This window comes from Nocardia vinacea NBRC 16497, assembly GCF_000308835.1.
In the GTDB taxonomy this organism is placed as follows: Bacteria; Actinomycetota; Actinomycetes; order Mycobacteriales; family Mycobacteriaceae; genus Nocardia; species Nocardia vinacea.
This window is the reverse complement of sequence record NZ_BAGN01000184.1, coordinates 22,652-39,950: the sequence shown is the minus strand read 5'-3', so window position 1 is coordinate 39,950 and position 17,299 is coordinate 22,652. Positions and strand designations below refer to the sequence as shown.

Annotated in this window: 21 protein-coding genes; 9 read left to right on the top strand and 12 right to left on the bottom strand. The window is 66.1% G+C overall.

All coding sequences use genetic code 11. The features are described from left to right. The first annotated feature begins 58 nt into the window (after positions 1-58). The 3 genes from nirD to ON44_RS25970 are packed head-to-tail and all read left to right on the top strand — an operon-like array spanning position 59 to position 2,507. Positions 59-469, top strand: coding sequence for a nitrite reductase small subunit NirD (gene nirD / locus ON44_RS25980; protein ID WP_051182467.1), 411 nt, complete (start codon positions 59-61; stop codon positions 467-469). Continuing rightward, entirely contained in the window at positions 466-1,707 is a 1,242-nt protein-coding gene (locus ON44_RS25975) for a uroporphyrinogen-III synthase (RefSeq protein WP_040694805.1), read from the top strand. The genes nirD and ON44_RS25975 overlap by 4 nt, the downstream gene beginning before the upstream one ends. Next, positions 1,704-2,507 (top strand): sirohydrochlorin chelatase, encoded by an 804-nt coding sequence (locus tag ON44_RS25970; protein ID WP_040694804.1) that lies wholly within the window; start codon positions 1,704-1,706, stop codon positions 2,505-2,507. Before ON44_RS25975 ends, ON44_RS25970 begins: the two co-directional genes overlap by 4 nt. Positions 2,508-2,683: 176 nt before the next feature. On the opposite strand, the gene ON44_RS25965 is transcribed toward ON44_RS25970, so the two are convergent. After that, the gene (locus tag ON44_RS25965; RefSeq protein ID WP_040694803.1) at positions 2,684-3,028 is read right to left on the bottom strand and encodes a PNPOx family protein; all 345 of its coding nucleotides are present in this window, start codon (positions 3,026-3,028) and stop codon (positions 2,684-2,686) included. Positions 3,029-3,295: 267 nt separating this feature from the next. Continuing rightward, positions 3,296-4,255 carry a GlxA family transcriptional regulator gene (locus tag ON44_RS25960; protein ID WP_040694801.1) on the bottom strand — a complete coding sequence of 320 codons (960 nt, stop codon included), beginning with the start codon at positions 4,253-4,255 and terminating at the stop codon, positions 3,296-3,298. A 130-nt stretch (positions 4,256-4,385) separates the two neighbouring features. On the opposite strand from ON44_RS25960, the gene ON44_RS25955 reads away from it, so the two are divergent. Continuing rightward, positions 4,386-5,297: an NAD-dependent epimerase/dehydratase family protein gene (locus ON44_RS25955; protein ID WP_040694799.1), complete on the top strand. Its 912-nt coding sequence runs from the start codon at positions 4,386-4,388 to the stop codon at positions 5,295-5,297. Positions 5,298-5,379: 82 nt separating this feature from the next. On the opposite strand, the gene ON44_RS48615 is transcribed toward ON44_RS25955, so the two are convergent. The 4 genes from ON44_RS48615 to ON44_RS25940 form a co-directional block, all read right to left on the bottom strand. Beyond that, the gene (locus ON44_RS48615) at positions 5,380-5,577 is read right to left on the bottom strand and encodes a Txe/YoeB family addiction module toxin (RefSeq protein ID WP_281005293.1); all 198 of its coding nucleotides are present in this window, start codon (positions 5,575-5,577) and stop codon (positions 5,380-5,382) included. Between the two features lie 42 nt (positions 5,578-5,619). Continuing rightward, complete coding sequence (locus ON44_RS25950) at positions 5,620-6,072, bottom strand: VOC family protein (RefSeq protein WP_040694798.1); 453 nt, start codon at positions 6,070-6,072, stop codon at positions 5,620-5,622. Between the two features lie 107 nt (positions 6,073-6,179). Further along, a complete protein-coding gene (locus ON44_RS25945) occupies positions 6,180-6,599 on the bottom strand; it encodes a pyridoxamine 5'-phosphate oxidase family protein (RefSeq protein WP_040694796.1) in 420 nt (139 codons plus the stop codon). Positions 6,600-6,668: 69 nt separating this feature from the next. Then, positions 6,669-7,298: a TetR family transcriptional regulator gene (locus ON44_RS25940; RefSeq protein WP_040694795.1), complete on the bottom strand. Its 630-nt coding sequence runs from the start codon at positions 7,296-7,298 to the stop codon at positions 6,669-6,671. An 86-nt stretch (positions 7,299-7,384) separates the two neighbouring features. Between ON44_RS25940 and ON44_RS25935 the strand changes: the two genes are divergently transcribed. From ON44_RS25935 to ON44_RS25925, 3 genes are all read left to right on the top strand, one after another. Then, positions 7,385-8,104, top strand: a complete 720-nt coding sequence (locus tag ON44_RS25935; RefSeq protein ID WP_040694794.1) for an alpha/beta hydrolase — start codon at positions 7,385-7,387, stop codon at positions 8,102-8,104. 141 nt (positions 8,105-8,245) lie between these two features. After that, positions 8,246-8,728, top strand: a complete 483-nt coding sequence (locus ON44_RS47100) for a methyltransferase (protein ID WP_051182459.1) — start codon at positions 8,246-8,248, stop codon at positions 8,726-8,728. A gap of 25 nt (positions 8,729-8,753) precedes the next feature. Next, positions 8,754-9,311: a P-loop nucleotide/nucleoside kinase family protein gene (locus ON44_RS25925; RefSeq protein WP_040694793.1), complete on the top strand. Its 558-nt coding sequence runs from the start codon at positions 8,754-8,756 to the stop codon at positions 9,309-9,311. 60 nt (positions 9,312-9,371) lie between these two features. Here the strand turns inward: ON44_RS25925 and ON44_RS25920 are convergent, their stop codons facing one another. After that, the gene (locus ON44_RS25920) at positions 9,372-10,397 is read right to left on the bottom strand and encodes a glycoside hydrolase family 113 protein (protein ID WP_040694792.1); all 1,026 of its coding nucleotides are present in this window, start codon (positions 10,395-10,397) and stop codon (positions 9,372-9,374) included. A gap of 118 nt (positions 10,398-10,515) precedes the next feature. Here ON44_RS25920 and ON44_RS25915 point away from each other — a divergent pair, with 118 nt between their 5' ends. Beyond that, the gene (locus ON44_RS25915; RefSeq protein WP_085998620.1) at positions 10,516-11,109 is read left to right on the top strand and encodes a TetR/AcrR family transcriptional regulator; all 594 of its coding nucleotides are present in this window, start codon (positions 10,516-10,518) and stop codon (positions 11,107-11,109) included. Here the strand turns inward: ON44_RS25915 and ON44_RS25910 are convergent, their stop codons facing one another. Further along, positions 11,110-11,556, bottom strand: coding sequence for a cupin domain-containing protein (locus ON44_RS25910; RefSeq protein WP_040694790.1), 447 nt, complete (start codon positions 11,554-11,556; stop codon positions 11,110-11,112). A gap of 302 nt (positions 11,557-11,858) precedes the next feature. Here ON44_RS25910 and ON44_RS25905 point away from each other — a divergent pair, with 302 nt between their 5' ends. Continuing rightward, entirely contained in the window at positions 11,859-13,559 is a 1,701-nt protein-coding gene (locus tag ON44_RS25905) for a metallophosphoesterase (protein ID WP_040694788.1), read from the top strand. Between the two features lie 4 nt (positions 13,560-13,563). Here ON44_RS25905 and ON44_RS25900 read toward each other — a convergent pair whose 3' ends face one another. From ON44_RS25900 to narH, 4 genes are all read right to left on the bottom strand, one after another. Continuing rightward, positions 13,564-13,902 (bottom strand): TfoX/Sxy family protein, encoded by a 339-nt coding sequence (locus tag ON44_RS25900; protein WP_040694787.1) that lies wholly within the window; start codon positions 13,900-13,902, stop codon positions 13,564-13,566. A 217-nt stretch (positions 13,903-14,119) separates the two neighbouring features. Beyond that, positions 14,120-14,860 (bottom strand): respiratory nitrate reductase subunit gamma, encoded by a 741-nt coding sequence (narI, locus tag ON44_RS25895; RefSeq protein WP_040694786.1) that lies wholly within the window; start codon positions 14,858-14,860, stop codon positions 14,120-14,122. Further along, positions 14,857-15,537 (bottom strand): nitrate reductase molybdenum cofactor assembly chaperone, encoded by a 681-nt coding sequence (narJ, locus tag ON44_RS25890; protein WP_040694828.1) that lies wholly within the window; start codon positions 15,535-15,537, stop codon positions 14,857-14,859. Before narJ ends, narI begins: the two co-directional genes overlap by 4 nt. A 25-nt stretch (positions 15,538-15,562) precedes the next feature. Continuing rightward, positions 15,563-17,299 (bottom strand): nitrate reductase subunit beta, encoded by a 1,737-nt coding sequence (narH, locus tag ON44_RS25885; RefSeq protein ID WP_051182458.1) that lies wholly within the window; start codon positions 17,297-17,299, stop codon positions 15,563-15,565.

Here is a 17,299-nt window from a genome sequence, read left to right as displayed (position 1 = left end):
AACCCCGAAGAAACAGGGCGCCTGTACCAATGGGTAAGGCGTTTGGAGGATGACACCGATGACCGTGACGGAGACCCCCGGCATTGCCACAGCTACCACCACAGGTTGGACGCAGGCGTGCCGACTCGACTACCTGATTCCCGGCCGCGGCGTCGCGGTGTTGCTGAAGGGTGGCCGACAGGCCGCCCTGTTCCTGATGACCGATGGCACCCTCGCCGCCGTCGGCAATATCGATCCGATCGGCCGGGCGGCAGTGATGTCGCGCGGGATCGTCGGTGACCGCGCCGGTATTCCGGTCGTGGCCTCGCCGCTGCTGAAGCAGGCGTTCTCGCTCCTGGACGGGCACTGCCTGGACGACGATTCGGCGACGCTGCCGGTATACGCGGTGCGCGTCGAGGACGGCATCGTTTCGGTTTCCAATGAGCCGGTCGATGCCGGTCTCGTCGCCACGGATGGTGGATCGGCATGACAACAATCGATACGGGCGCCTGTCTGGCCGGTTTCACGGTCGGCGTCACGGCCGCCAGGCGGGCCGATGAGTTCGCCACGCTGCTCACCCGACGGGGCGCCGGTATCGTCGCCGCTCCCGCCATCCGCATCATTCCGCTGGCCGACGACACCGAACTGGAGCGGGTTACCCGCGATCTCGTGGCCGATCCGCCGCAGATCGTGGTGGCCACCACCGGCATCGGATTTCGTGGCTGGATGGAAGCGGCCGAGGGCTGGGGCATTGCCGAGGATCTGCGGCTGACGCTGTCGTCCACCAGGATGCTGGCGCGTGGGCCGAAGGCCAAGGGCGCCATCCGCGCCGCCGAACTGCGCGAGGAATGGTCGCCCGCGTCGGAGTCTTCCGCCGAGGTGCTCGACCACCTGCTCGCCGAGGGCGTGGAGGGTGTGCGGATCGCGGTCCAATTGCACGGCGCGACAACCGAATGGGAGCCGGTACCCGACTTCTGCGAGGTATTGCGTTGTGCCGGTGCGGATGTCGTCGCGGTGCCGGTGTATCGCTGGGTGCCGCCGGACGATCAGGGGCCGATGGACAACCTGATCGAGGCCATCATCACCTCGAGCCTGGACTGCGTGACCTTCACCAGCGCGCCCGCCGTGGCGTCGATGTTGATGCGCGCCAAGGAAACCGGGCTGCTGGAGGGCGTGCTGCACGCGCTGCGCGGACGGGTGCTGCCCGCCTGCGTCGGACCGATCACCGCGGCTCCGCTGGAGGAGCTGGGTGTGGCGACCTCGATGCCGGGACGCGCGCGCCTCGGTGCGCTGGCCCGGCACGTCGCCGAGGAATTGCCGCGGCGCGCCAATCGAATTCAGGCCGCCGGACACACCATCAGCGTGCGCGGTGCGTGCGTGGTGGTCGACGGTTCGGTGCGCCAGCTCGCGCCCGCGCCGATGGCACTGATGCGCTCGCTGGCGCGGCAGCCCGGCCGGGTAGTTTCCCGGGAGGATCTGCTCGCCGCGCTGCCCGGCGGCGGTGACGACACCCATGCCGTGGAGACCGCGATCGCGCGGCTGCGCGCCGGGCTCGGCACGCCGAAAGCCATTCAGACCGTGGTCAAGCGGGGCTACCGGCTGGCGCTGGACGCCGCGGATTGCGCCGATGACTTTCCGCGCACCGTCGCTAACGGCCGTGCGCCGGTAGCGGGCATCGGCACCCCGGCCCGCACGCCGAGGTACGCACAGCCTGCGGGGAGCTGGTGACGGCTCCGGCCCTGGTCCTGGTCGCACACGGCACCAGGAGTACCAGGGGTGTGCAGATGATCGCCGCGCTCGCCGAGGCGGTGGTACAGGAGTTCAGCGGGATGGCAGCCGGCGGGGTGGGTGAGCTCGGCGCCGCGGTTTCGGGGCGCGACGCCGAACCACCTTGGGTGCGTACAGCTTTCGTAGATGTGCTCGGCCCGTCACCAGCCGAGGTGCTCCGCGATCTGACCGATTCCGCGGGGGAAGCCGTTCCCGCCGTGGTGGTTCCGGCCTTCCTCGCCTCCGGATACCACGTCTATCAAGATGTGCCGCGCGAGGTGGCCGAGAGTGGTCATCCCGAAGTCGCGGTGACACCCGCGATGGGGCCGGACCCGGCATTGGCCCGCATCATGGCCATGCGGTTGCGTGCCGCAGGCTGGCGTCCCGGTGACGCGGTGGTCTTCGCGGCGGCCGGCTCCTCGGATGCCCGTGCGCGCCAAGATGTTCGGCGCGCGGCAGGCATGCTGGCCGAACATCTGGATGTCCCGGTTCGCATCGGCTACGTCGCCACCGGAGCTCCGCGCGTGCCGGAAGTCGTTGCCGAACTTCGCGAGTCGGGTGCGCGGCGCGTCTTCATCGCCTCGTACCTGCTGGCACATGGCCTGTTCCAGCAGCGCCTGCACGAGGCGGGAGCTGATGGTGTTGCGGAACCGATCGGTGTTCACCCGGCTGTCGTCCGCCTGATCGCCGACCGCTACCGTGCTGCCGCCCGAGAACTGATGCGGGCCAACACATTCCCTGTGGAAGTCAGCGGGGCGTAGCGCGCGCTCCAACGGGGATTGCGGCGCGCACCTTCTCTCGCGCCGCGCACGAATTCGCGGGATAAAACATGCGCGCCCCGCGAATCAGTGCGCTGCAGCAACCGGGTGCATGGCGGGAGGGCGATCGGTGATCAGCGGGCAATGTTGTTGGGCGCGGGGGCAAGAGGGTCCGGTGGTCAGTGCGAATCGTCCAGGCGGACACGCACCGTGACTCGCCCGCGCTCGTCACGATGTGCGAGCGCGTGACCATGCCGGTCGCCGCCCTCGAGGTGCAGCGTGATCGGGCCGCCTTCATCGGTGAAGTTGCGCCACCAACTCTTTCGATCCGGGAGCGCAACTCCGATGACGATCGAATCGCCGGAACGGCGGTAGTTCACGGGCGTGCTGAAGGTTTTGCCGGAACGGCGGCCCACGTAACTGATCTCGACGAAGCTCTTGCGCATGAGCGACCCGACCAAAGGTGCATTCGTCAAGGTCAGCGTCACCGAGTTGAAGCCGTTCACGAGCGATTTCGCATTCACCGAATGCCTCCTGGTACAGCCTGGATAGCGGTCGAGCTCACTTTACCGACCATCCATGACACCGGCAGGCGGCGGTTGGTGTATCGAGGTGGGTCCGAATAGGCCGGATTCGGCTGAGTCCCAGCGCTGTTCAGCGGCATTCCGGGCCTGGCGACCTGCCGGGCAACTGCGATCGCACAGATGGCCGGTAGTTGGTCAGGACACCGGGTTTCGCTTTGTCTGCCGGAGCTGACTGTCATTCAGGTATAGCCGCCGCCTCGGGTTCGCTCATGCGGATCGGCGCGGGGTGCGGGTGAAGGAGGCGCGGTAGGCGCTCGGGGGGAGGCCTACGTGGCGGATCATGTGTTGGCGCAGGGATTCCGCGGAGCCGATGCCGCTGTGGCGGGCTACCTGGTCCATGGGCAAAGTGGTGGATTCGAGGAGTTCGCGGGCGCGCTGAATGCGTTGGTGCAGCAGCCATTTCTGGGGGCTGAGTCCGGTTTCCTCGTGGAAGCGGCGGGTGAGGGTGCGCACGCTGGTGCGGGCGTGGGTGGCCAGATCGTCCAGGGACAGGGGAGTGTCGAGGCGTTCCAGGGCCCAGGTGCGGGTGGCCGAGAGGGTGAGACCGTTCTCGGGCGGCAGTGGCGAGTCGACGAATTGGGCTTGGCCGCCGGGGCGTACCGGTGTCACCACGGCGGCGCGGGCCGCGGCATTGGCGACCGTCGCACCGTAGTCGGTGCGAATCAGGTGCAGGCACAGGTCGATTCCGGCGGCGGCACCGGCGGCGGTGGTCACCGGTCCGTCCTCGATGAACAGGGCGTCGGTGCGCACCGTAACCTCCGGGAACATCGCGGCGAGTTCGTCGGCCAGTCCCCAATGCGTGGTCGCGGTGCGGCCGGACAACAACCCGGCCTGGGCCAATACGAATGCGCCGCTGCAGATCGAAGTGACGCGCTTGCCTCGAGCGACGGCCCGGCGCAGTGCCGCGATGGTGGCCGCGTCGGCGGTCCCTCGACTGCCCGTGCTCGGCACGATGACGGTATCCGCCTCGTCGAGCGCATCCAGTCCGCGCGGCACCACGACATCGAAGCCGCCCAATGCGCCGGGAACAACGCCGGGTTCGGCGGTGCACACCACCATCCGATAACACGGCTCACCGTCTACCGTCACCGTGCCGAGCATGGTTCCGGGCATGGCGAGTTCGAAGGGCTTCACCGGCGCGACGGCGACAACGGCAACGGTCTTCATGGCTGGATCCTTGGGATAGATGGCTGACCGGCCACTAGTCTAGCGCTCCCGCGCCCGGCAATGTTGATGGCACGCGATCGGCGAATTTGGCTTGGTTGCGTGAATCATCTTGTCTCAGAAGGGAAGTCGCATGCCTTCGCATGTCATCATCGGCCGGGGCGCCACCGCCTCGGCAACCGCGGTCCGGTTGGCCGAATCCGGCGACCAGGTGCGGGTGATCAGCCGCAGTGGGACCGGCCCGCAGCATCCCGATATCGAGCTCATCGCAACCGATGCCGTGGACGCGACCGCGCTCACCGATCTCGTCAAGGGCGCGGACACCGTATTCAATACCGCGATGCCCGCCTATCACACCTGGCCGGAGGCGGTGCCGCCACTGTTCGGGGCCATACTGTCGGCCGCGGAGCAGTCCGGTGCGAACTACGTAATGCTCGGCAACCTCTACGGCTACGGCCCGGTGGACGGTGTGGTCACCGACGACACACCGCTGGCGGCCACCGGACCCAAGGGGCGGGTGCGCGCACGGATGTGGCTCGATGCCAAGGCGGCGCACGATGCGGGCCGGGTGCGGGTCACCGAGGTGAGGGCGGGCCAATTCCTCGGCCGCGGTGCGGTATCGCTGTTCTCGCTGCTGGTGCAGCCGAAAGTGATTGCGGGCCAACTCGCTCTGGTACCGCAGGACCTGGATCTGCCGCACTCCTATACCGCGATCGGTGACGCGGCCGCCGCACTCGTCGCGGTCGCGCGCAGCGAAAGCTCTTGGGGGCGGGCCTGGCTCGCGCCGACCATTACCAGCACCGTGCGTGCGGCCGCCGAGCGCTTCGCCGCGACAGCGGATGCCCCGAAGCCGCGGCTCGAGGTGATGACGGACCGCGAACTGACCCTCCTCGGCCACACCGACCCGTTCTGGGTCGAATTGTTCGAGACCTACCACATGTCGCATCGCGAGTTCACCGTCGACGACACCACCACCCGGGAGACCTTCGGACTCACCGCGAGCAACCTCGACGATGTCTTCGCGGAGGTGGTTTCGCCATCCTGATCGGGCCTTACGACGACGGCGTCGGCGGCGACATTCCGAGTGTGCTGAACGACGCGGGCTCCGAAGCCTCGTTGTTCAGCCGTCAGTCTTCGTAGTGTGAACCCACTTGCACCACAACGATTTCGGTGTCTGTCACGTAGTAGATCAATCGATGCTCTTGGGTAATGCGCCGTGTCCAGTGCCCAGTAAGGTGGTGGCGTAGCGGCTCGGGTTTGCCGATCCCCTCGAACGGGTCGCGGAGTGTGGCGCTGCATACCCCGCCCTTGCCGTAGCCGGGCACCCCGTGTGTTGGGTGCCCGGCTATCAGACGGGGTGCCCGGTCTCACGCGTTGTCGTACGCGTCCTGCAGAACCTTGATATCCAGCTTGGTCATGGACCGCAGCGCCGTGGCGACCGCGCCGGTCTTTGTGGGGTTCGCACCGTCCATGAGGGTGAGCAGGGCCGCAGGGACGACCTGCCAGGACAGGCCGTAGCGGTCGGTCAGCCAGCCGCAGGGGCCGGGTTCACCACCGTCGACCAGGGCGTCCCACAGGCGATCGACCTCGGCCTGGGTATCGACGACCACCTGGATCGACGCGGCATCCGTGAACGGATGCCCGGGACCGCCGTTCATCAGGGTGTACGGGTGGCCGTCGAGTTCGATCGAGACGATGAACGCCGAACCATCGGGGTGGCGATTGACCTCGACGATGCGAGAGTTGGGGATCAGCGCGGTGTAGCGGGTGGCGGCTTCTTCGGCGTCGCTGTCGAACCAGAAGAACGTGTTGACCGACATGATGGGCTCCTTGGGTTGGTTGTGACCTACTGTCACCCTTTGGTCGGAGCCGCCCCGACGCCTTCTACATATCTCCGCGAAATTTTCTGAAGAGATTTTCGCGCAGGTCAGACGCTCGCGATGGCGACGAAGCGATCGGGGGTAATCGTGATCAGCACCCGCGCACGCTCCACCTCGCCCAGCACCGGCCCACTGCCGTACTTCTCCCAGATGCGCTGGGTCCACACGCCATCCGCATCGATGGTCAGTTCGGCATCCCCGATCACCCGCACCTGCCGATTCGGCCGCTGCCCGCCATCCCGCGAACCCACCACCTCCCGATCGATCACCAACCCGACCCGCGGATTCGCCAGAATCCGCCGCAAATGCGGCCGCCCCGCCCAACTGGTCAGCCGAAAGGCCTGCTGATCCCACAGAAACCAAATCGGTGTGACATGCGGATATCCGGCCGCGTCGACGGTGGCCAGATGCGCGACGATATCGCTGGCCAGTAACCCGGCAATCTCGGCTCGACGTAACGCCCGCATTCAGAACCCCTCGATTCGAACTTATGTTCGAGTCTACCTCGCGGCTGGGGTGCGGGCGATCCGCTCGTTTCAGTTGTGACGACGGACTGTGATGGTCGTGGCAGGGTCGGTACGGCGGAGATGGGCGGTTTTGGCGTCGGGTTCGTTGTTGGTGGTCAGCCGGTGGACGGCCCGTTCCAGGGTGGGCAGGATTTCGGTGATCGCGAGTGCGCCGTCGACGTAGCGGCCGATGAGCCCGTAGCTGAGATTGGTGAGTATGCGACCGAGGTCGTCGAGGTATTCGGGATCGGCGCCGGCCAGGACGGCGCCTGCGGCCGGGAGAAGCGCGGCGAAGCCCTGGGATTCGAGGCGATGTCCGCCCGGTCCGGAGCGGGCGCGATGGTAGGCCTCGAGCATTCGAGGGCTGCGTTCCCAGGGTTCGAAGACCCGGCGGAACAGCCGCATCAGGCCCTCCGGCAGCGTCTCATGCGGTAACGGCGGGGCGAGGTCGGCGTAGCTGGTGTCTGCCATCCATTGTTCGATCGCGGCGACGATCAACTCGTCTCGGGTGCTGAACAGCTTGTACACCGTGGTGAGCGACACCCGCGCGCCGCGCGCCACCTCCTGCAAGTGCACGCCGTCGTAGCCGCCGCGCTCCAGTGATTCCAGCACCACGGCGCGGATGCGCTGCGAGGTATCCGATTCCCGCCCGGTGTCCACACCTGTCAGAGTAATCTCATTACTTGAGTAATCGGATTACTCACTACATAACTCTCATATTTGAGAATGAAATTTTCGGGAGTGAGATGGCTACCTTTGTCCTGGTACACGGCGGTGGGCACGGCGGGTGGTGCTACCGGCAGGTGACACAGCTGCTGCGTGCGGCGGGCCATGAGGTGTACGCGCCGACTCTGTCGGGGCTCGCCGAGCGGGCGCATCTGCGCCTTGCCGGTATCGGTTTGGACACTCATGTTCAGGATGTGGCGTCGCTGCTGCACTACGAGGATCTGCGGGAGGTGATCCTTGTCGGGCACAGCTACGGCGGGATGGTCATCACGGGCGCCGCGGACCGGGCCATCGAGCGGGTCGGTCGCCTCGTGTACCTGGACGCCGCCAATCCGGTCAACGGCCAGTCCCTGGTCGATGTCGCAGGCCCGATCATCGAGGCGACCCGACCGCTCGGTGAGACTGTCGATGGGGTCGAGCTGGTCCTGCTTCCGACCGAGCACGCGGGCCTGTTCTACGGCGTCACCGATGCCGCGGACCTGGCGTGGATGCAGGCGCGGCTGACCGCTCACCCGTGGCGGTGCTTCGAGGACAAACTCGATCTGTGCAACGAGGACGCCCTGTGGGCGCTGCCGCAGTACCACATTGTGTGTACCTCCACGCTGGTCACTCGCGACCCGGTGCTGGTCGAGAATGCCAGGGCATCGGGGCGCCTGTGGGATATCGACACCGGTCACGACCTGATGATCACCGAGCCCCAGTCGGTGGCCGACGCGTTACTGGAGATCGCGGCCGACTGAGCTACCGGCCGGTCGATCCACCGACGCCGGTCGGCGGTTCGAAGCCGCATCGGAGACCCTGCATCCAGGGGTCACCACCGTGGCAATCATCTTGTCGCGCAACGAATTCGTGCTGCGCACGCTCACCACGCAACCGAGGAGATGCCCATCGAAATCGTCGACGAGGTGTACCTGCCGCTGGTCCGGCTGGGGCGCCGAGCTGACTACGTGCAGTCGGCGGCGTCGGTGTCTTCGAAGAGCGGCTTTCCCGAGTTGGCGTTCGTCGAACTCGCCCACAGCATCACCACCGGGCAGGGGGCTTACGCGCGCCGCTATGGGCAGGACTTCTGGGCCGACCTGGCTGAATATCCTTACCTGCGTGAGTCGTTCGACCGGCAGATGACCCACCGGTTTCGCGAGCAGATCCCACGCATCGTCGCTGGTTTCGATTGGTCCCGGTTTTCCAGCATCGTCGACGTGGGTGGTGGCCAGGGGAGCGCGCTCGCCGCGCCGCACGGCCTGGTTCTGGACACGGTGACCGACCTGACCGATCAACGCTGTCTACTCGAATTCCGACTCGCCGCCGACGAGTTGACCGCGACAGTGGTATCCGACAACTCGGATCGGTACCCCGACAGACCATGATCGTCGGTTCCGTCATGATCGCTCGATGGACAAACTCTTGGTGCTGGTCAACGGACTTCCCGGCTCGGGCAAGTCGACGTTGGGCCGATCGTTGGCCCGGACGTTGAACGCCCAGTTCCTGTCGAAGGACACCGTCAAAGAAGCACTCGCGGCCTGCCTTGACGACGCCGATGATCTCCACGCGCTCGGCGGAATCGCGATGGACACGGTGTGGGCCCTAGCGCAGGCAATCCCGGGCATCGTCGTCATCGATTCGTGGTGGTTCAAGCCACGCGACCTGCACTTCGCCCGGACCGGAATCCGGAACACGGGCGCCTCTCGCGCCGTCGAGATCTGGTGCGATGTCCCCTCCGGCTTAGCCAAGGCGCGTTACGCGAGCAGAAACCGCCCAGCCCTCTACCAAGACGAGCAACGGCTGGCCGATGACTGGGACATATGGGCCGCGCATGCCGCACCACTCGAACTCACAGCCACCCTCGTCGTCGACACCACCGGCCCGGTCGATTACTCCCGCCTCGCCGACCGAATCCAACTCACAGCCAGCCCTGTCGGCAACGAACACCCACTTGCCGACTCTCGGTGACGCCACGCTGTCTCGTCAGCATGCGGATTCTGGAGAACAACTATCGGGACCGGTGACATTTCAGTGCTCTCGGTAGTAGTCGGCGAGGGTGTGGAATGCGGCCTTCGGTTCCCATGGCAGGTCCGGATAGGTGGTGCCGCAGTGGTTTTCGAAGACCTTGACGATGCCGTAGCTGGCCAGGTCCAGGTCGTCGCGGGGGTCGCCATCGGGGCGGTGCGGGTGGTCGTGCAGGGCGAGGGTGAAGACGAAGGTGCTGTCCACGCCATTGGCGTCGAAGATCTCCAGTAGCTCGCGGATGTAAGCGGCTTGGCCCGCCTCGTCGCGACGGTAATGGCCGTTCACGCGCAGTGGCGCGCCGGTGTGCGGGTCGTGTTCGACGATCTCCAGGCCGAGTGCGCCGCGATCGCCCGCGCCGTGGAAGGTGGCCGCGCCGAACTCCGTGATCGCGAGCGGCTTACCCTGTGCGACAAGGGTTCCGACGCCGTCGGCGAACCGGTCGGCGATCTCGGCGGACCGATACAGATCCACCGAGGCGATATCGAAGGGCGCCCAGTCGACGCGCTCGAGCGGCACCGCGGCATAGGTGATCTTGCCGCCGAAGTGTTCCCGGACCACCGCGACCGCTTTGCCGAGGAATTCATTGACCCGCGCGCTGACCTCGCCGATCTGCTCGCGCGGCCGATCCGGTCGCAGCAGTAGCTCGAGCCGCTCGTCGATATTGCTACCGGGTAGGAATCCGTGGTTCATCAGGCTCAGTTCGGCACCGGCCACGAAGACGACCTCGGCCCCATGCTGTCGCAGGCGTTCTGCGCGCGCGGCGCAGTCGGCGAACAGTGCGAGCACCTCCTCGGGGTCGAGCTCCAGCGGATAGGGCGAGAACCAGACCTCGAGGCCGAGTTCAGCGGCGTAGGTCGCGGCGAGTTCGATCCGATCCGGATCCCCGCCCATCACGCGTATTGCGTTGCAGTGCAGGTCATCTCGGATGACGCGGAGTTCCCGCTCGACCTCGGCCGCGTCGAACGGCTGCCGGGACAGCCCGCCTTTGCCGAGGAAGCCGGTGCTGTAGCTGATGCCTTTTGCGCGCATGGTGCATTCCTTCGATCGAACCTAGTTAAGGTACGTCCCGTACCTTAACTGCTCAGTGTTCAGGTGTCACGCTCATGTCAGAAGGTACGATGAGTCCCCGTTGGGAAAGGTGGCAGGCGTGGAACAACCCGGGCAAACGCGGCGGCGCGGTACAGCGCTCGAGGAGGCGATCCTGCGCGCCGCAGCAGACGAACTAACCGAATCGGGATACGCCGGACTGACCATGGACAAGGTCGCGGCCCGCGCGGGCACCAACAAAAACGCCATCTATCGCCGCTGGCCGAATCGACTCGCACTCGGCATCGCCGCCTACCGCCAGCTGACCACGGCCGTTCAGCCCCCCGACACCGGCAATCTGCGCGAGGACGTTCTCGAAATGCTGCGCCGAGCCAACCGCCACTGGAGTTCCGCCCTCGGCGCGGTCATGCGCGACTTACTGGCGGCGGCCGGTGGCGCGGCGGAACTGCTCGCGCAGCTACCCGAGCACTCCACGGACTCCGGTGCCGCCACCTGGCTGACCATTCTCGGCCGCGCGGTCGCCCGCGGCGAGGCCGCACCGGAGGCCCTGCATCCGCGGGTCGCTACCGTGGCAATCGTCTTGTTGCGCAACGAATTCGTGTTGCGCGGGGTCCCCACCGCACCCGATGATGTGCTCATCGAAATCGTCGACGAGGTGTACCTGCCGCTGGTGCGGCACCGGTCGCCGGGCTGACTAGGCGCAGTCGGGGGCGTCGGCGTCTTCGAAGAGCGGCTTTCCCGTGGGCGGCGCGTAGACGACGTCGAGGACGAGCGGGTCGGGGCCGAGATTGCGGCCGATGTGCACGTTCCAGGCGCCCTCGGGTTCGTAGATGAAATCGCCGGTGTGGAAGACCGGAGCCACGCAGTCGGGGCCCGGGTGGGTGAGGGTGCCCGAGCGAACGAAGCCGAAGACCGGACCGTAGTGATAGTGCCACCCGGTGGAACCGCCTGGGGCGATGGTGATTTCACGGACGACGAGGTCGGTGCCTGCAACGAACGGCAGCAGGCCCGCGGGTATCTGTGCCTGGGCAAGCGTGACCGCGGTGATATCGGTTCCGGGCGTCGCATGTGCGGTCGTGGCACCGAAAACGGAACCGCCCAGGACGACCGCCGCGACCGCCGCACGCGTATATGGCGTCATCGCCGCAGCTTAATCCCCGAAGACGCTGTCAGAAAAGGGCGAGATCGCCGCTGTTGCTGGGGTATTCGTTCGTTTTGTGTGAATTGCGCGGCTATCTTCTCGCGCGGGCCGGGGCTTGGCCGGCACTGCGCCGACACATCCGGGCACCCCTTGTCGTAGCCAGGCACTCTTGTGCCCGGCTATCCGGCGGGGTGCGCGGTCTCGGGTGTTGCCGTACTCCAGACCAAAGTTCATGAACTGTTCGTAGGTGGGAAGCGGTGTCGGGTTGCGTGATATGCCGGGGCCGTAGAGCATCGGATGCCGTGCCGACGAATCCGTTGAACCCCGCTGGCGATCTGCCGGATACCGGAATTCCCGCTGCCAACGCCGCCCATATGACAATGGACGAGCAGCACGAGTGGCATCGGAACTACCTACGTCGGCACCCGGTCTCCCGGCGCAATGTGCTGCGCGGTACCGCGGCGGCCGCCGCCGTCGCGACCGTCGGGACCTCACCGTTCGGCAGGCGCGCCTACGCCGAGGACGCGCAGCTCGCGGTCGGCGGTCGGCATGTCGGATACGGCCCGGATGCGACGAGTCAGCTCCGGTTCGCCGGTCAACTCTCCCGGCCACCGGCCGGTACCAAGGTCTTCCTGGACCACGGCCCGACGCCCGCGCTCGGCGGAACCGTCGAGGCCGAGGTGCGCAATCTGCTCACCCAGGTCCCTTCCGCCGACGGCGGTGTCCTCGCGGCCGAACAGTTCTACGTGCACGCCCCGGTCGACGGCCTACCCGGCCGCGTGCCGCACTTCTATCGCTGGCGCACCTCCGACGGGTTCACCGGCGATATCCGTGCTGCCGCTTCCGCGATGCCGAGTGCGCGCAGCGCGATCCTGCCGTTCCGGTTCACCATGATGGGCGATCAGGGCACCGACGAGACGCCTGCGCTGCCGCAGGGCACCGTGCCAGGCGACTACGACGATAAGTACTACAAGGCCGATAACGATCCGAACGCACCGCACGCGAGCAATGTGCTGCGCCAAATCGCCGCCGCCAAACCGGATTTCCACATTCTCGCCGGTGATATCGCCTATGCCGACCCGTCCGGCGGGGGCAAGCCGAACGAATTCGTCGCCAACGGCGCGAAGCTCGAATCCGGTTTCGACAAGTACAACCCCTATGTCTGGGATGTCTACTTCGGGGCCATCGAACGCAGTGCCGCCGAGACGCCGTGGATGTTCGCCACCGGCAACCACGATATGGAAGCGACCTACGGCCAGCACGGCTACGGCGGACATCTGGCGCGGCTGGACTTCCCCGGCAACGGCCCGGCGGGCTGCCCGTCGGCGTATTCGTTCACCTACGGCAATGTCGCGGTGCTCTCGCTGGACGCCAATGACATCAGCTATGAGATCAAGGCCAATACGGGGTATTCCGGTGGGGCGCAGACGAGTTGGGTGGAGCGCACTCTCGCCGCCTACCGCGCGGACCCGAATATCGACTTCCTGGTCTGCTTCTTCCACCACTGCGCATACTCGACCACCGACGCCCATGCCAGCGACGGCGGCGTGCGGGATGCGTGGGCCGGATTGTTCGACCGGTATCAGGTGGATCTGGTGCTGCAGGGCCACAATCACGTCTACGAACGCACGGATCCGATCCGCGCAGGCGCCGCGACCAGGATCGCCGCGGACAATTCGATCGTCTACCCGGATACGGACGGCACGGTCTACTACACCGTCGGTGGTGGCGGCCGACCGCGCTACGACTTCCAGCCCGGCTCGCAGGAAACGTACCGGGGCCACGAATTACCGGATACGACGGTCCCGAACAGCTATGTCTGGACCGCATCCGGCGGCAAACAGGACGAGGCGGCACCTTGGTCGCGGGTGCGGTTCCGCGACTACTCGTTCCTGCGCGTGGATGTCCGCCCGGGCGTGTTCGCCAGCGAAATGGATGTGGTCGCGGTGGACGAATATGGTCGGGAATTCGACAAACTCACCTTCCGCCGCCTGGTCCACTGAACCGTTATTTCTCCTTCGGCGGCAGCGAACGCGCGTAGCTGATGCCGCGGTCGATCCATTCATCGAGCGCTTCGTCATCGGCGACGGCCGCGCCGTCGACCCGCAGCCAATTGTTCATTTCGCGACCGCCCATCACCATCGCGCCGACATATTCGCGGGCGAGCAGCGTGGTGCTCTCCTCCGGATCGACGCGGACGAGGAGACCACCCGTCCGGCTCGCTGCTACCGCCATATTGCCGTTGATCAGGAAGGCGAGACCGCCGAACATTTTCTTTTCGCTCACGTCGGGTGTCGGGTCGATCAGCTCCCGGATCCGATCGGCGAGGACTTTGTCATAGGCCATACCGCATTGTCGGCCAGGGCACCGACAAGTTCGTGACGAAGCGTCGGCTATGCGCCCAGCGCGGCTGCGAACAGCGGCCAGGACTGGTCGACATATTGTCCGCATTCGCGCCGAAGACCGCGAGTTGGGCGTGTTTGCTGGGAAAGACACAGCCCCGCCCTCCCGATCAGGGCGGACGGGGCTGCGGGGCATCGGGTGAGAGGACCCGAACTCGGGGTCAGCGCCAGGTTTCGGGCGTGACGGGCGCATCCCAGGCGCGCGCGTAGCGGCGCTTGTCCGGGGCGTTGGATTCCTTCGCGCGGTACACGATGTACGGCCGGGTCAGGTAGCCGACGGGCGCGCTGAACATGTGGACCAGACGGGTGTAGGGCCAGATGGCGATGAGCGTCAGCACGACGAGGCCGTGCAGCTGGAAGGTCCACGGGGTGCCGACCATCAGCTCGGGCTCCGGGTGGACCGTGAAAAGGCTACGGAACCACGGGGATACGGTCTCGCGATAGTTGTAGGTACCCCACAGCAGATTGCTGCCCCAGGTATTGAGCAGACCGGTGATCAGCGCGGCGGCCAGCAGCACATACATGAGCTGGTCATTGCGCGTGGTTGCCTTGCGCACGGCCGGTACGGTGATGCGGCGGTAGAGCAGGATGCCGACGCCGAGGATGACCGCGAGTCCGGCGACCGAACCCGCCGCGACCGCGACCACGTGGTAGGTGTGCTCGGAGATGCCGACGGCGTCGGTCCAGGATTCCGGGATCAGCACGCCGAGGACGTGCCCGCCGATGACGCCGAGCATGCCGAAGTGGAACAGCGGGCTGCCCAGCCGCAGCAGACGGCTCTCGTAGATCTGGGAAGAGCGTGTGGTCCAACCGAATTGGTCGTTGCGGTAGCGCCACAGGTGGCCGAGCACGAACGAGGTGAAGGCCACGTAGGGCAGCGTCATCCAGAAGGTGGTGGTCATCGGCGGGCTTCCGATCCGTCGAACAGCGATGGGTCCATGGCGAAGGGGTCGAGACCGACCTCTTCGTCGGGCGGGCCCTGGGCGGCGAGTTCGGCGATGCGACGCCGGTCCGCAGTGGTCAGCGGCGGCAGGGTGGCGACCACGGCCGCCAGCACTCCGGCGTACGGGGATCCGTTGTCTACCAGGGAAAGTCGCAGTAGCTCGATCACCGGAACGTGTTCGCCCAGCAGACGTTCACCGCCGATCGGGTCGACGGTCGCGGCGAATTCCAGCAGCACCGGCAGGTGATCGGGCAACTCCTCGTCACCGAGTTCGACACCGGCGTGCCGGTAGGCGTGCTTGAACCGCAACAGCGCCATACCGCGTTTGCGGGTGTCGCCGTAGGCGTAGAACGTCAGGTGCATGCTGGAACGGCGGCGCAGATCGAAGGTTTCGACGTACTGCTGGGCCAGCGTGATCGGCGGTGTGGCGCGCAGGTGGTGAATGAATTCCAGCAGCGGCGCGCCTACCACGTCCGGCAATTGCGTTGCGGCATCATCGATCTGGTCGACGGTCGCCAACATCTGCTCGTTCGGATAGTCGAGCAGCAGGGCGGCGATCCGCCACACCAGGCGGCAATCGCGCTCGGACAGCTGAGCGACAGGCTCGGGCCTGCGGCGCACTTTCAGCAGAGCCATCATGCGCCTCCGGGTGTCAGCGGATTCATTTGGTCGCTCCGGTCGGCGTCGGCGTGACGGAACCGTTGGCCGAGCCGTTCGTGGCCGCACCGTTTTTCGCCGAACCATCGGTCCCGTTCGAACCGTTGGTCCCGTTCGCACCGTGCCCATTGGCCGCATTGCCATTGCGCGCGGATGGCAGCAGTCCGTCGGTGCTGCGCCCATCCCAGTTCAACAGATTGATCCGGTTCGACTTCTCCTCCGGCGCAGCGTCATTGGCATCGGTCAGATGGAACTTCTCCACCATCGTGTCGAATGCCGTCATACCCGGCCCGCCGTCGGTATCCAGGCTGCAGCCGGTCGCCAGCGAATCCAGTTCATGCGCCTGCGACGTCGCGCCGTGCGGAATCACATACCGGTGCTCGTATTTCGCGATGGCCAGCAGCCGGTACATCGCCTCGATCTCCTCCGGCTCCAACCGCACCGAGGGTGCGATCGACGGATCCGGCTCCATACCGAGATTCACCGAGCGCATGAACGACCGCATGGCCGCCAGCCGCTGCAGCGACGCTCGCACCGGCCCGATCTCACCGGCGGTGAACAACTCGGCCAGGTACTCGACCGGAATGCGCAGTGCGTCGATGGCGCCGAACAGATTCGACGCGTCCTCCGCATCGTGGCCGGTCTCGGAGAGCACATCCACCACCGGCGACAGCGGCGGCACATACCAAACCATCGGCATGGTGCGGTATTCCGGATGCAGCGGCAGCGCGATCTGGTAATCGACGATCAATTTGTAGACCGGCGAATTCTGCGCGGCCTCGATCCACTCCGGCGAGATCCCGACCCGCTCGGCCTCCGCGATCACCCGCGGATCATGCGGATTGAGGAATACCCCGAGCTGTGAGGGATACAGATCCTTGGTTTCGGTGACCGAGGCCGCCGCCTCCACGGCATCCGCGTCGTACAGCATGACGCCGATGTAGCGCAGCCGCCCGACGCAGGTCTCCGAGCAGACCGTCGGAATACCGACTTCCACGCGCGGGTAGCAGAACGTGCATTTCTCCGCCTTGCCCGTCTTGTGATTGAAGTAGATCTTCTTGTACGGGCAACCACTGACGCATTGTCGCCAGCCACGGCATTTGTCCTGGTCGACGAGCACAATGCCATCCTCGGACCGCTTGTAGATCGCACCCGACGGGCACGAGGCCACACACGACGGATTGAGGCAGTGCTCGCAGATCCGCGGCAGGTAGAACATGAAGGTCTGTTCGAATTCCAGCTTCACCTGATCCGACAGCTTGGCCAGCAGCGGGTCCTTGCCGACCTGCTCCGGGCCGGAGCCCAGGTCGTCATCCCAGTTGGCGCCCCAGGTGATCTTCGTATCCTGGCCGGTGATCAGCGATTTCGGCCGCGCGACCGGACTGGTGTCCATGGCGGGCGCGGACAGCAGGTTGTCGTAGTCGTAGCTCCACGGCTCGTAGTAGTCCGAGACCGTCGGCAGATCCGGATTGGCGAAGATGTTGAGCAGCCGCTTCAGTCGCGAGCCCGACTCGAGGGTCAGCTTGCCGCGCTTGTTGAGCGTCCAGCCGCCCTTCCACTTCTTCTGGTCCTCGTACTGCCGTGGATAACCCTGTCCGGGACGGGTTTCCACATTGTTGAACCACATGTACTCGGTGCCGCCGCGGTTGGTCCACGCCTGCTTGCAGGTGACGCTGCAGGTGTGACACCCGATGCACTTGTCCAGGTTCATCACCATGGCCATCTGTGCCATGACACGCAT

Bases quoted from the DNA above. Each gene is read 5' to 3' on its own strand.
- ON44_RS25910 (WP_040694790.1), bottom strand. From the start codon at position 11,556: ATGACGCCATATACGCGTGCGGCGGTCGCGGCGGTCGTCCTGGGCGGT.
- narJ (WP_040694828.1), bottom strand. From the start codon at position 15,537: ATGGCTCTGCTGAAAGTGCGCCGCAGGCCCGAGCCTGTCGCTCAGCTG.
- ON44_RS25935 (WP_040694794.1), top strand. From the start codon at position 7,385: ATGGCTACCTTTGTCCTGGTACACGGCGGTGGGCACGGCGGGTGGTGC.
- narH (WP_051182458.1), bottom strand. From the start codon at position 17,299: ATGCGTGTCATGGCACAGATGGCCATGGTGATGAACCTGGACAAGTGC.
- ON44_RS25955 (WP_040694799.1), top strand. From the start codon at position 4,386: ATGCCTTCGCATGTCATCATCGGCCGGGGCGCCACCGCCTCGGCAACC.
- nirD (WP_051182467.1), top strand. From the start codon at position 59: ATGACCGTGACGGAGACCCCCGGCATTGCCACAGCTACCACCACAGGT.
- ON44_RS25975 (WP_040694805.1), top strand. From the start codon at position 466: ATGACAACAATCGATACGGGCGCCTGTCTGGCCGGTTTCACGGTCGGC.
- ON44_RS47100 (WP_051182459.1), top strand. From the start codon at position 8,246: ATGCCCATCGAAATCGTCGACGAGGTGTACCTGCCGCTGGTCCGGCTG.
- ON44_RS25950 (WP_040694798.1), bottom strand. From the start codon at position 6,072: ATGTCGGTCAACACGTTCTTCTGGTTCGACAGCGACGCCGAAGAAGCC.
- ON44_RS25925 (WP_040694793.1), top strand. From the start codon at position 8,754: ATGGACAAACTCTTGGTGCTGGTCAACGGACTTCCCGGCTCGGGCAAG.
- ON44_RS25945 (WP_040694796.1), bottom strand. From the start codon at position 6,599: ATGCGGGCGTTACGTCGAGCCGAGATTGCCGGGTTACTGGCCAGCGAT.
- ON44_RS25960 (WP_040694801.1), bottom strand. From the start codon at position 4,255: ATGAAGACCGTTGCCGTTGTCGCCGTCGCGCCGGTGAAGCCCTTCGAA.
- ON44_RS25920 (WP_040694792.1), bottom strand. From the start codon at position 10,397: ATGCGCGCAAAAGGCATCAGCTACAGCACCGGCTTCCTCGGCAAAGGC.
- ON44_RS25900 (WP_040694787.1), bottom strand. From the start codon at position 13,902: ATGGCCTATGACAAAGTCCTCGCCGATCGGATCCGGGAGCTGATCGAC.
- narI (WP_040694786.1), bottom strand. From the start codon at position 14,860: ATGACCACCACCTTCTGGATGACGCTGCCCTACGTGGCCTTCACCTCG.